1 protein-coding gene is annotated in these 347 nt (G+C 46.7%); it reads right to left on the reverse strand.

The genetic code is table 11. The features are described 5' to 3' along the window. Window positions 1-63 precede the first annotated feature (63 nt). Window positions 64-347, reverse strand: a 284-nt coding sequence (locus CWC28_RS21785) for a histidine phosphatase family protein (protein ID WP_138625789.1), incomplete at its 5' end; no start/stop codon positions are given.

The following is a 347-nucleotide window of genomic DNA, read 5'->3' on the forward strand; positions in this document are numbered from 1 at the left end:
CTGACGGCAGACTCATAGTCGTACGACTTTATAAACTCCATTGCAGAGTCCTTTCCATTACATTCAAGTGATATTCCCCCAGTCTTCATCACAGAATTGTTTAACCCTCACCCCTGAATCTTCATGACCCAGCACAATACTGTGGCAGAGGTTTCTCGCATAAGGCCCTTCCCAGATTTCATCCAAAGAGCGGGACTGGAGACTGGTCAGCAATGTTTTGATAAAAGCTCCGTGAGAGACCACCAGCACTTTCTGTCCCTGATGCTGGCTTATGATTTGCTTGATCACCGAAACAGAACGGTTTTCCAGTTGATGAAAAGATTCAGCGCCCTCTCCCCTGAATTGAC

This window comes from Pseudoalteromonas sp. S4492, from assembly GCF_005886115.1.
In the GTDB taxonomy this organism is placed as follows: domain Bacteria; phylum Pseudomonadota; class Gammaproteobacteria; order Enterobacterales; family Alteromonadaceae; genus Pseudoalteromonas; species Pseudoalteromonas gelatinilytica.